Source organism: Variovorax sp. FG153, assembly GCF_057809595.1.
This window is the reverse complement of the sequence record NZ_JBMDKG010000028.1, coordinates 40,688-51,489: the sequence shown is the minus strand read 5'-3', so window position 1 is coordinate 51,489 and position 10,802 is coordinate 40,688. Positions and strand designations below refer to the sequence as shown.

7 protein-coding genes are annotated in these 10,802 nt (G+C 72.0%); 2 read left to right on the top strand and 5 right to left on the bottom strand.

All coding sequences use genetic code 11. The annotated features are described in order from the left end of the window. Positions 1 to 279: 279 nt before the first annotated feature. The 4 genes from ACODT0_RS26235 to ACODT0_RS26220 all read right to left on the bottom strand — a co-directional run bounded on the left by ACODT0_RS26235 (position 280) and on the right by ACODT0_RS26220 (position 7,790). Positions 280 to 1,311: an ATP-binding protein gene (locus ACODT0_RS26235; RefSeq protein ID WP_489042674.1), complete on the bottom strand. Its 1,032-nt coding sequence runs from the start codon at positions 1,309 to 1,311 to the stop codon at positions 280 to 282. Between the two features lie 163 nt (positions 1,312 to 1,474). Further along, positions 1,475 to 1,864 carry a response regulator transcription factor gene (locus tag ACODT0_RS26230; RefSeq protein ID WP_489042673.1) on the bottom strand — a complete coding sequence of 130 codons (390 nt, stop codon included), beginning with the start codon at positions 1,862 to 1,864 and terminating at the stop codon, positions 1,475 to 1,477. Between the two features lie 101 nt (positions 1,865 to 1,965). Further along, positions 1,966 to 2,670, bottom strand: coding sequence for a response regulator transcription factor (locus tag ACODT0_RS26225; RefSeq protein ID WP_489042672.1), 705 nt, complete (start codon positions 2,668 to 2,670; stop codon positions 1,966 to 1,968). Next, complete coding sequence (locus ACODT0_RS26220) at positions 2,667 to 7,790, bottom strand: trifunctional serine/threonine-protein kinase/ATP-binding protein/sensor histidine kinase (protein WP_489042707.1); 5,124 nt, start codon at positions 7,788 to 7,790, stop codon at positions 2,667 to 2,669. Before ACODT0_RS26220 ends, ACODT0_RS26225 begins: the two co-directional genes overlap by 4 nt. Before the next feature lie 358 nt (positions 7,791 to 8,148). Here ACODT0_RS26220 and ACODT0_RS26215 point away from each other — a divergent pair, with 358 nt between their 5' ends. After that, on the top strand, positions 8,149 to 8,961 hold the full coding sequence (locus ACODT0_RS26215; protein WP_489042671.1) for an alpha/beta fold hydrolase: 813 nt from the start codon (positions 8,149 to 8,151) through the stop codon (positions 8,959 to 8,961). Positions 8,962 to 8,974: 13 nt separating this feature from the next. After that, positions 8,975 to 9,727 (top strand): SDR family oxidoreductase, encoded by a 753-nt coding sequence (locus ACODT0_RS26210; RefSeq protein ID WP_489042670.1) that lies wholly within the window; start codon positions 8,975 to 8,977, stop codon positions 9,725 to 9,727. Positions 9,728 to 9,743: 16 nt separating this feature from the next. Here ACODT0_RS26210 and ACODT0_RS26205 read toward each other — a convergent pair whose 3' ends face one another. Continuing rightward, the gene (locus tag ACODT0_RS26205; protein WP_296724369.1) at positions 9,744 to 10,733 is read right to left on the bottom strand and encodes a Bug family tripartite tricarboxylate transporter substrate binding protein; all 990 of its coding nucleotides are present in this window, start codon (positions 10,731 to 10,733) and stop codon (positions 9,744 to 9,746) included. Positions 10,734 to 10,802 lie beyond the last annotated feature (69 nt).

Sequence of the window (10,802 nt, the reverse complement as noted above, 5' to 3'; positions counted from 1 at the left end):
AGTCCGCGGCGCAGCAGCTTCCACGATGATCTCCCGTCGAGTGAATGGGTCATGAAGATGCGCCTCCTCGATGTACCTGCCCACGAGTGACCACGCTGGTGATGTCACCTCTCGCTGTCCAGAAGAATGCCTCCAGCGTCCGCTCCTCCTGACAGCCGTCATCTATCCGCAGTCGGTTGGATGACTGAATCCGTCTTCGGCGGACTTCCCACCACGCTCCCACTCCACAACAATCCTCGCGAAAACTAACCCCTTTCGCCCAGGCATCTCCTACCCCCTTCACGCCACCACCAACGGCAACGTCAACCGCGCCTCCACCCCCCCACTGCGCCGGTTCCGCAACAACAACTCCCCCTGCATCGACCGCGCCAACCTCCGCGCAATCGCCAGCCCAAGCCCAGACCCAGGCTTGTCCTCCTGCCCCTGCCGCCCCCGCACCCACGGCGCGAACACCGCATCGATCTGCGCCGGCTTGATCCCCGGCCCCGAATCCACCACCGCCAGCACCAGCCGTTGCGCATCGACGTGCGCGCACACCCGCACGTCGCTGCCATAACGCAGCGCGTTGTCGATCAGGTTCGCCAGCACGCGCCGCAGCGCGAGCGGGCAGGCGACCACCGGCTGGCCGATGCGGCCGTCGAGTGCGATGGCGCGGCCGGCGTCGCGGTAGCCGCGCACGAGGTTGTCGAGCAGGCCGTCGGCATCGACACGCTGCAACGGCTCGGCCACGCTGCGCTGCATGCGCGCGCTGGCGACGCTGGCCTCGACCAGCTCCTGCATCTCGGCGAGATCGCGCTGCATCGCCTCGCGGAGTGCGGGGTCGTCGAGCATCTCGCAGCGCAGGCCCATGCGGGTGAGCGGGGTGCGCAGGTCGTGGGCATAGGCGGCCTGCACGTCGAGGTGCTCGGCCTCGCGCTCGACGCGGCGGCGCCGGCCCTTGTTGATGGCACTCGCCAGGCGCGCGATGGCGCGCGGGCCGCTCTCGGGCAGTTCGGGCATGCGGGCATCGCCGCCGTGCGACTCGAGGGCGCGGGCGATGCGCACGGCGCCGGCGCGGTAGGCCAGGACCTCGAGGCCGAGGCAGGCACCGATCAGCGCGAGCACGACGAGCACCGATACGCCGAGGATCCACAGCAGGCCGTCGTCGATGCTGCAGACCATGGGCGCGAGCGTGGCGGCGTGCGTGTTCTGGCCGAGGGCGGCGAGTGCCAACGCGCGGGCGGCGTACAAGACCAGGCCCTGCGTGCGCGGGATCGCCTTGGCGGGTGTTTCGGATACGAGGGCGATGGGTGTCTGAAGGCTGCGGGTCATCTGTAATCTCCTGTCGCCGACGCACCGGCCGGCATGGAAGCGATGACATCACGCGAGGTGGGCCGCCCACCATCGCACCAGCGTTCGCCCAACCCCTACGAAGGTTTGCCCCGGGCATGCGCGCGGCTGGCGCGAGAAGAGACGATGGCGCGGGCGACGCGCCTCAGCGCCGCGCCTCGGCGTCGTGCAGGGCGTGCCGGATCCAGGCCTCGAGCTCGGCGGCGTCGATCGGCTTTTCGATCAGGCACAGCGCGGTGCTGGCGCGTACGCGCTCGCGCGTGTGCGCCGAGGCATAGGCGGTGATGAACAGCGTGGGTACGCGCAGGCCGTCGCGGTCGAGGCGCTCGAGCAGCTCGATGCCGTCCATGGCCTCCATGCGGATGTCGCACACGAGGCAGCGGGTCTGCCGCTGCAGGCCCGAGGCCAGGAAGTCCGGGGCCGATTCGAACGCGCGCGCCTCCCAGCCGAACGAGCGCACCAGGCTGCTGGTGGCGGCGCGCACGAAGGGGTCGTCGTCGACGATGGAAACGAGATCGATGGCTGACAGGGACAAGAGGCTTCCCGTTCTCTACCGGGCTTGGGACGAAGGCGCAGGACACGCGGGCACGACCCGGGCTTGCAGAATACCGGCGGCACGGCGCGGCGTCATCATCTCTAGGTATGGTGCGCGACGGCCGGCTGCGCGCGCGGCAGTCCCTGCACGACGCCGAGCGCTTCCATCTTGCGCACCAGCTCGGCGACCGAGCGCGATTCCATCTTGCGCATGGCCTGGCCGCGATGGATCTTCGCGGTGATCTCGGCAATGCCCATGCGGTCGGCGATCTGCTTGTTCATGAGGCCCGAGGCCACGTGCTGCACCACCTCGCGCTCGCGCGGCGTGAGCAGGGCCCAGCAGTCGCGCGCGGCCTGGAGCGCGCGGTCGATGTCGATCCGCCTGGCATCGGCATCGAGCGCGGCGGCCACGGCGTCGAGCATGTCCTGGTCGCGAAAGGGCTTGGTGAGGAAGTCGACGGCGCCGGCCTTCATGGCGCGCACGGTCATCGCGATGTCGCCATGGCCGGTCATGAAGATGATCGGCATGTGCGGCCGGCCGGCCTCGCGCAGGGCCTGCTGGAACGCCAGGCCGCTCTGGCCGCGCAGGCGCACGTCGAGCACCAGGCACGAGGGCCCGGGCGCGCGCGGCGCGGCCTGGAACTCCTCGGTGGTGGCGAACGCGCGCACCTCGAGGTCGACCGAGCGCAGCAGGCTGCCGATGGCGGCGCGCACCAGGTCGTCGTCGTCGACGACGAAGACCACGCGCGCGTCGCCGGCCAGCGGGGCGCCCGGGGATCTGGCGGGAAGGTTGTGGGAAGAGGTCATGGGGCGGGGCCGGGTTCGGACAGGGGCAAGGTGAAGACGGCACGCGTGCCCGCGGGCTCGCGCCGCGACAGCGACAAGGTGCCGCCATGCGCGTCGAGGATCGACTTGCAGATCGCCAGGCCCATGCCCATGCCGTCGGCCTTGGTCGTGAACAGCGGCTTCAGCAGGTGCTCGCCCGCTTGGTCGCCGATGCCGGTGCCGGCGTCGTCCACGGCCACGCGCACACGGCCCTCGCCACCCCCACGCTCTCTGCCGCAGCTCAGGCACAGCGGACGCGGGCCCGGCGGCAGCGAAGCCATGGCCTCGGCGCCGTTCATCAGCAGGTTGACCACCACCTGCTGCAGCTGCACGCGGTCGCCATGCACCAGCACGGCGGCCTCCAGGCCGCGCAGCTCGAGCGCCACGCCGAGCGTGTCGAGCGGGCCGGCCACCAGCACGGCGGCTTCGCGCAGCGCCTCGTTGAGGTCGAAGGCCGCGAGCCGCGGCTCGGCATTGCGTGCCTTGGCGCGCAGGGCCTGGATGATGCTGCGGGCGCGCAGCGCGCTCTTGCCGATGTGGGCGAGCATCTCGCGCGCCTCGGCGATGTCGGGCGGGCTGCGGTCGAGCCAGCGCAGCGCGGCGCTCGCGGAGGTGTCGACGGCGGCGATCGGCTGGCCGACCTCGTGCACGATCGAAGCGACCAGCTCGCCCATGGCCTTGAGCCGGGTCGCGCGCTCGAGGTCGGTGAGCGCGCCGCGCAGCTGTTCCTCGGCACGGGCGCGCTGCCGGTTCTGGTCGAGCAGCTCCTCGTACAGGCGCGCGTTCTCGAGCGCGAAGGCGGCCTGCGAGGCGATCACCTCGAGCACCTCGGCCTTGGCCGGCGTGAACACGTGCGAGGCGAGGTTGTTCTCGAGGTAGAGCACGCCGACCAGGCGCGCATGGCGCATCAGCGGCACGCACAGCACCGAACGCGGCCGGCGCCGGCGGATGTAGTCGTCCTGCGCGAGCGAAGCGTTCTCGCGGGCATCGTCGATCACCATGTGCTGCTGGGTGCGCGCGACGGCCTGCACGATGCCGAGCGGCAGAACCTCGGGGCCGAAGGCCGCGGCCTCGTGCGTGACCGCGATCGTGCCGTCGACCACCGAGGCCCGGGCGCGCAGTTGCCAGGCCTCCTCGCGCAGCAGCGCGAGCGTGCCCTGCTCGGCACCGGCGTTCTCGAGCGCGGTGCGCAGCAGGGTGTCGACCAGGCGCTCGGGCACGATCTCGCTGGCCAGCGCGTTCGAGATGCGCAGCACGGCCTGCGCATCGAGCGCCTGCAACCGGCTGCCGGCGCCCACCTGCTCGTCGCTCTCGAACAGGCCCGGGTACTCGGCCTGCAGCAGCCGCACCTTGGCCATGGCGCCCCAGCGCTGCCAGGCGCCGCGCGCATGCCGCAGGTTGCCGTAGGCCGACAGCTCGTCGCCGCGCGCCGCATGGAAGGCACCGGCGCGTTCGGCCGCCAGCGCCTCCACCTGCGTGAAGCCGTGGCGGCGCGCATGCGTCACGGCGCGCGCATAGGCCTCGACCGCGGCCGCGGGATCGCCGTCGATGCGCAGGCGCTCGGCGCGCACCAGTTCATGCCGCGCGAGGAAGTTGCCCGGGCAGGCCAGGGCCCAGGTCTCGAGCTGGGCCAGGTCGCGCCGCAGCGCGGCCTGTTGCGCGGCGTCGCGCTCGGGCAGCGCGAGCAGTGCCAGCGCGCCGTAGAACGGCAGGTCGCCGCTCTCGGCGAAGGTGCGGGCCGAATCGGCGCAGGCCTCGGCGCGGCGGCGCGCCTCGAGTGCCTCGTCGAGCCGGCCGAACAGCAGCGCGGCCTGCAGGCGGTAGACCCAGAACGCGAAGTCCACGAGCGTGGCGGGATCGCCCTCGCGCGGCACGCGCGGCTGTGCCTGCGGGTCGCCGTCGCTGCCGTCCTGCAGTTGCGACAGCAGCTGCTTCTGCGCGAGCAGCGCGTCGATCACGAGCTGGAAGTTGGCGTCGCGCGCAATCGCCAGACCGCGCTCGACCGTGTCGCGCACGTCGCCCAGCAGCTCGCCCGCGAACAGCATGCCCGTGGCCTGATTGCGCCCGCAGTAGATCGCGAAGGTGTGGTCACCGCTCGCCACGGCGAGCTCGTAGGCGCGCCGGATGTAGTCGCGCGCCGCGCGCGCGGGCTGCGACCACGGGACGACCATGGTGCCGAAGGTCATGTAGACCCGGCCGCGGTAGCGTGCGAGGCCGCGCTCGTCGACCAGGTGCAGCGCGAGCGCGCCGAACTCGCGCGCCGTGGCGTAGTCGCCGTAGCGCACGCCGAACACCTGCGTCATGCAGACGTAGCCGTCGGCCGAGGCATCGGCGTGGCCGTGCGCGATGCCCAGCCGCGCCATGTGCAGCAGGATCAGGTCGACCAGGTTCTGGTCGGTGTAGAGCGCGGGCGGAATCAGGTCGGCAAAGATGTCGGTGATGGCGCGGCGCAGCGGATCGGCCACGATCGGCAGTTGCCGGAAGGCGGCCATGCCGTGGCGCTCGATCCAGGTTCGCAGCGCCGCATGCTCGCGGTCCACCGCGGCGGCATCGGGCTGGCGCGGCAGCTCGATGCCGGCCTTGCGCAGGAAGGCCAGGCCGACGTCGAGCGCGCGGTCGAAGCGGCCGAGCGTGGTGTAGAGCGCCGCGCGAAGGCGCGTGAGATCGGCGCCGAAGATGCCCTCGCCCGCGACCTGCTCGAGGGCCGCCAGCCGTGCCTCGGCCAGCTCGAGCGCACCGGTCATGAACTCGGCCTCGCCGCACAGGGCGCGTGCGTGCAGGCCATCTTCGCTCGCGTCGTCCTCGCCCAGGAAGGCCAGTGCGGCGCGGAAGAAGCCGAGCGCCGAGTGATGGGCGGTGGCGGCCTTGGCCTGCCGGCCGGCCTCGAGGTTGAGCCGCGCGAAGGCACGGCGCTCCTCGGGCGCGTCGACGGCCGGGCGCGCGAGGCTGGCCTGCACGGCGAGCGTGAAGCGCTGCGACGGCGCGCCCTGATCCGTGCCCTGGTGCGTGCCCTGATGCGCGAGCTGGCGGCGCACGATCCGCAGGTGCAGGCCCGGACGCTCGCCGGCCGCGAGCGAGAGGTAGGCAGCTTCGCGGATGCGGTCGTGCCAGAACACCCAGTCCTCGCCCTCGCGGTGCACGCTGCCGGCTTCGAGCGCGGGTTCGAGCACCGCATCGAGCGCACGGGCCGACTCGGGGCCGGGCGCCAGGCCCATGGCCACCGCGAGCGACTCGGCCGAGGCGCGGTGGCCAAGGCAGGCCAAGACGCGCAGCGCCGATTGCGCGGACGCGGGCAGCAGCTCGAAGCGGCGCGCCATCAGCTCGGCCACGTTGTCCACGCCCGGGTGCGAGGCGAGGCGCTCGAGGCTCCAGCGCCATGAGGCGCTGTCCGCGTCGTAGACGAGCACGCCGTCGTCGGCCAGCAGGTGCAGCAGGTGGTGCGCGAAGAGCGGATTGCGCCCGGTCTTGTGACCGATGGCGCGCGCCAGTTCGTCGACCTCGCCGGGTGCCTGCTGCAGTGCCTGCGCGATCATCTCGCGCAGCGCGGCTTCGTCGAGCGGGCCGAGTTCGATGCGCGCGGCGCCGGGCACCTGGGCCAGCGGGCCGGCGCGCAGCGGATGGTCCTCGGCCACCTCGCCCGCGCGGTAGGCACCCACCAGCAGCAGGGCCGCGTCCTCGTGCTGGTGCAGCAGGCGCTCGAGCACCTGCAGCGTGCCGGCATCGGCCCATTGCAGGTCGTCGAGCAGGATCACGAGCGGCCGCGCCGAACTCGCGAAGCAGGCGAGCAGCCGCGCCATGCCCTGCAGCACGCGTTCGCGCTCGAGGCCGGGGGCGGCGTCGGGCGCATCGGGTGGCTCGGGCTGCGCGCCGAGCACGACGGCGAGCGCGGGCAGCAGTCCCGCGAGGGTGCGGTCGACCGGCTTGGCCGCGGCGGCGATGCGGCGGCGCCAGAGCGCGAACTCGTCCTCGGCGCAACCGAGCACGAACTGCAGCAGCTGCTCGAGCACGTCGACCACCAGCGCATAGGGCCGGCCGCGGCGCCCCTCCTCGCTCTTGGCCGTGGCCAGCAGCGGCGCGCACGACTGCTGCATGCGCAGCATGGCCTCGCGCAGCAATGTCGACTTGCCGATGCCCGAGTGGCCCGAGACCCAGGCCACGCGCGAGCGCGCATCGAGCGCAACGCCGCGGTAGAGCGCGAGCAGCGCCTCGAGCTCGGCATCGCGGCCCAGCACGCGCGTGAGGCGGGGCAGCCGGCGCAGCGCCGAGTGGGCATCGAGCGCGAAGCGCGGGATGCCGCCGCGCTCGCGCAGCAGGGTGTCGCAGCGGCGCAGATCGGCCAGCGCGCCGGCGGCGTCGGCGTAGCGCTGCTCGGGCGCCTTCTCGAGCAACTTCATGATCAGCAGCGAGAGCTGTTCGGGCACATCGGCCACCAGCTCGCCGGGGGCGCGCGCGGTGCGGGTCGCATGCGCATGGACGCGTGCCGCGGCATTCTCGCCCTGGAACGGCGGGCGGCCCGTCAGCAGTTCGTAGAGCACGCAGCCGAGCGAATAGAGATCGGCGCGCGCGTCCACGCGCAGGTTCATGCGCGCGCCCAGCTCGGGCGCCATGTAGTGGAAGCAGTCCTCGTCCCAGGCGACCTCATCGTGATCGGGCGCGGCCTCGGCGTCCGACATCGTGACGGCATGGCCGAAGCCGGTGAGACAGGCCCGGCCGTCGGGCGCGAGCAGCAGGCGGTCGGGCGTGATCGCGCGGTGCAGCACGCCGGCCGCGTGCATCGCGCCGACGGCGGCGACCAGGCGCAACGCGAGATCGAGGAAGGCGGCCGGGTCGCTGACGCTCACGCCGCTGCCGCGCAGGGTCTCGCCGCCCGGATCGCGCAGCACCAGCAGCGCGCCTTCGCCGTGCGGCATCAGCGCGACGGGGAGCGCGGCCCAGTCGTCGCGCAGCACATGGCGCAAGCCGTACTCGCGCTGCAACAGCGCGGCCGCGGCCGGCGTGGCCTGGCCCCGGCCCGCGACCAGCGAGGTGGGCCCGGCGCCCGCGCGCGCGCGTTCGAGCCGCGGCATGCCGCCGCTGAGCTCGCGAAAGTCCTGGAACCGCATCGCCGGCGGATGGGCCGGCCCTTCGGGTGGATCGGACGCCGCCGCGCTGTCACGTGTCCCGAGTTCCTGATCCTGCATGGTGTGAGCCTCCTGCCGGCTGCTTCCGACTGACGGCTTCGATTGGAACCGCGCTGGCCGCGCGAGAGCGGCGGCTGGCGTTGGCGGGTGTTAGGCGTTGTTAGGCGACGGCGCGGAAGCGGGTTTTTGTCGTCGCGGCATGAAAAGTAATGTGCTCATGGGCGGCCTGGACACACAGGCATACAGAGGCCGGCGGGCCCTCGTGGTGGCGCCCCTAGATTCAGCGCCATCGGCCGATGCCGACCACCCTCCTCCCACTTGTCGATCAAGGAAAGACACCATGAACCCGATCTCCCGCCGCCTCGGCGCCCCCCTCCTCGCCGCCGCCTTCGGCCTCGCCGCCCTGGCGCCGCTGGCCACCTTCGCGCAGCCCGCGCCCGGCGCGCAGCCGCCCAAGCCCACCATCGTGCTGGTGCATGGTGCCTTCGCCGATTCCTCGAGCTGGGACGGCGTGGTGCGCGATCTGCAGAAACGCCACTACCCTGTGATCGCGGCCGCCAATCCGCTGCGCGGTCCGGCTTCCGACGCGGCCTCAGTGGCCGCCGTGGTCGACTCGGTGAAGGGGCCCGTGGTGCTCGTGGGCCACTCGTACGGTGGCTCGGTGATCACGGCGGCCGCCAACGGCAAGCCCAACGTGAAGGCACTGGTCTACGTGGCGGCCTTCGCGCCCGAGGCCGGCGAAACCGCGCTCGGCCTCACGGGGCAGTTCCCGGGCAGCACGCTCGGCCCGACGCTGGCGCCGCCGGTGCCGCTGGCCGACGGCGGCAAGGATCTCTACATCGAGCAGGGCAAGTTCCCCGCGCAGTTCGCCGCCGACGTGCCGCTGGCGCAGGCGCGCCTGATGGCCGTGGGCCAGCGCCCGATTGCCGAGGCCGCGCTCAACGAGCGCGCGCAGACGCCGGCCTGGAAGTCGGTGCCCTCGTGGTTCGTCTACGGCGACCGCGACAAGAACATTCCGCCGGCCGCGATGGCCTTCATGGCCGAGCGCGCGCATGCGAAGAAGACCGTGGTGGTCAAGGGTGCCTCGCATGTGGTGATGACCTCGCAGCCCGCGGCGGTCGCGCGGGTGATCGTCGAGGCCGCGGGCGGTTGAGAAGGAGCACGGCATGAACCACATGAATAACACAAAAGACACTAACGGTGTGAAGACGGCACTGGTCTTCGGCGGGGCACGCGGCATCGGGGCCGCCGCCGTGCAGCGCCTCGCGGCCGACGGCCATGCCGTGGCCTTCACCTACGTGTCGCGCCCCGACAAGGCCCGCGAACTCGTGGCCACGGTGGAGGCCGGCGGCACACAGGCGCTGGCGATCGAGGCAGACAGCGCCGATCCCGCGGCGATCCGGCAGGCCGTGGCGCACGCGGTCGAACGCTTCGGCGCCATCGACGTGCTGGTGGTCAACGCCGGCCTGCTGCGCATGGGCACCATCGACACCGTGAGCCTCGAGGACCTCGACCGCATGCTCGACGTGAACGTGCGCGGCGTCTACCTCGCGATCCAGGCGGCGCTGCCGCACCTGCGCGACGGTGCGCGCGTCATCACGATCGGCAGCAACGTGGCGATTCGCACCGGCCTGGCCGGCGCGAGCGTCTACCAGCTGACGAAGACCGCGGTCGCTGGCCTGGTCAAGGGCGTGGCGCTGGATCTCGCGCCGCGCGGCATCACGGTCAACAACGTGCAGCCCGGTCCGACCGACACCGACATGAATGCCGGTGCGATCGAAGCACTGGCCGGCATGAGCCCGCTCAAGCGGGTCGCGCAGCCGCGCGAGATCGCGGGCCTGATCGCCTACTTGGCGAGCGACGAAGCCCGCTATGTGACCGGCGCGAGCTTCACGATCGACGGCGGGCTCACGCTCTGAAGACCGCGGCGCGACTTCATTCGAGCTGGATGTCGGCGCGCTTAATCAACGCATTCCAGCGCGCCTCCTCCGCCGCGATGTGCGCGCCGACCTGTGCCGTGGTCGCGGGCCGCGACAGCTCGACGCCACCCACGGGCTTGACCTTGCCGTAGAAGGCGTCGCTCGCGACGACCTTGTTGGCGGCGGCATTGAGCTTGGCGAGCACGTCGCTCGGCGTCTTCTTCGGGCCGACGAGCACGAAGTTGACCGTGGCCTTGAAGCCGGGCATGCCCGACTCCTCCATGGTGGGCAGCTCGGGATAGGCCGGGTCGCGCTGGCTGGCGGCCAGGCCGAAGGCCTTGAGCTTGCCGGCGCGCACGTAGTCCATGGTGCCGGTCGGCAGGAAGGCGTAGGTCACGCGGTCGCTCATGAGGTCGAGCTGGACCTGGTTGGCGCCCTTGTAGGGCACGTGCAGGGTCTTGACGCCGAGCTCCTTGTTGAACATCTCGGCCATCAGGTGGATCGGCGTCGAGATGCCCGAGGAGCCATAGGAGTACTTCGACGGGTCGGCCTTGAGCAGCGCCATGAACTCCTTGAGCGTGGTGGCCGGCACGTGGGGCGCGGTCACGAGCATGAAGCCGATGGTCAGCACGTCGGACACCGGCGCGAAGTCGCCCACGCCCTGGTAGGGCAGGCTGGCGCGCAGCGAGGGCGCGACCACGGCCGGCAGGTTGGCGAAGAACAAGGTGTAGCCGTCGGGCGCCGCGCGCGACACGTAGCTGCCGGCGATGGTCTGGTTGGCGCCGGGCTTGTTGTCGACCAGCACCGGCGTGTTGAGCGCGAGCGAGAACTCGCTGGCGAAGGCGCGCGCGACGATGTCGGTGGGGCTGCCCGCCACGAACGGGACCACGAGGGTCACGGGCTTGGCGGGAAAACCCTGGGCCAGCGCCGCGGCGGGCCCGAGGGCCAGCGCGAGCGATCCGGCCAGCCGTCGAAGGAAGGTCTTGCGCGAAATGAAGGGTGGCATGTCGTCTCCGTTGTTCTGCGATGTCCGCGGCGGGCTTGCCCGGGCCCTGCGCAGAATATCGAGCACCCC

What these genes read in the sequence shown, in the direction of transcription:
- ACODT0_RS26235 (WP_489042674.1), bottom strand. Translation starts at nt 1,311, where the DNA reads ATGACCCGCAGCCTTCAGACACCCATCGCCCTCGTATCCGAAACACCC.
- ACODT0_RS26225 (WP_489042672.1), bottom strand. Translation starts at nt 2,670, where the DNA reads ATGACCTCTTCCCACAACCTTCCCGCCAGATCCCCGGGCGCCCCGCTG.
- ACODT0_RS26220 (WP_489042707.1), bottom strand. Translation starts at nt 7,790, where the DNA reads ATGCGGTTCCAGGACTTTCGCGAGCTCAGCGGCGGCATGCCGCGGCTC.
- ACODT0_RS26215 (WP_489042671.1), top strand. Translation starts at nt 8,149, where the DNA reads ATGAACCCGATCTCCCGCCGCCTCGGCGCCCCCCTCCTCGCCGCCGCC.
- ACODT0_RS26210 (WP_489042670.1), top strand. Translation starts at nt 8,975, where the DNA reads ATGAACCACATGAATAACACAAAAGACACTAACGGTGTGAAGACGGCA.
- ACODT0_RS26205 (WP_296724369.1), bottom strand. Translation starts at nt 10,733, where the DNA reads ATGCCACCCTTCATTTCGCGCAAGACCTTCCTTCGACGGCTGGCCGGA.